General features: G+C 72.0%; 1 pseudogene. It reads left to right on the forward strand.

Annotation, left to right across the window (positions count from 1 at the left end):
* A pseudogene (locus tag EOA24_RS40840) lies at positions 1–439 on the forward strand (potassium transporter); the annotation flags it as partial.

Raw genomic sequence — 439 nt, forward strand, 5'->3', positions numbered from 1 at the left:
GCGCCGGCAAGCCGACGACGGTGCTGCATTCGAGCGGCGAGACCGATGCCGAGCCGACCGAGGGCCTGCATCTGGAGGAAATCGAGAAGGGCGCCGAGGACAGCCGCGAGGCGACAAGGGAGGGCGACGAGGAGCCGATGCGCGAAGCGCCGGTCACCCGCCGCCAGCATGAGGTGCTTTCCGCCGAGGCGGTCGCCAGCGAGGCGCGCAAGGGCTACGGCATGCTGCTTGTCGGCCTCGGCCGCGCCGTCACTGCCAAGGGCGGCTTCTCGCACCGGCTGAACGAAGTCGCCGGCGCCTTCGACGGGCCGCTCTGCCTGGTGCTGAAGCCGGCGAGCGCCGGTCGCCAGATGCCGAAACTCGATCCCGGATCGGGCAAGATACTGGTGCCGGTCAACGGCACGGCGGTTGCCCGCCGGGGCGCCGAGCTGGCGCTCGC

Origin of the sequence: Mesorhizobium sp. M2A.F.Ca.ET.039.01.1.1, from assembly GCF_003998035.1 — a bacterium.
Lineage (GTDB): Bacteria > Pseudomonadota > Alphaproteobacteria > Rhizobiales > Rhizobiaceae > Mesorhizobium.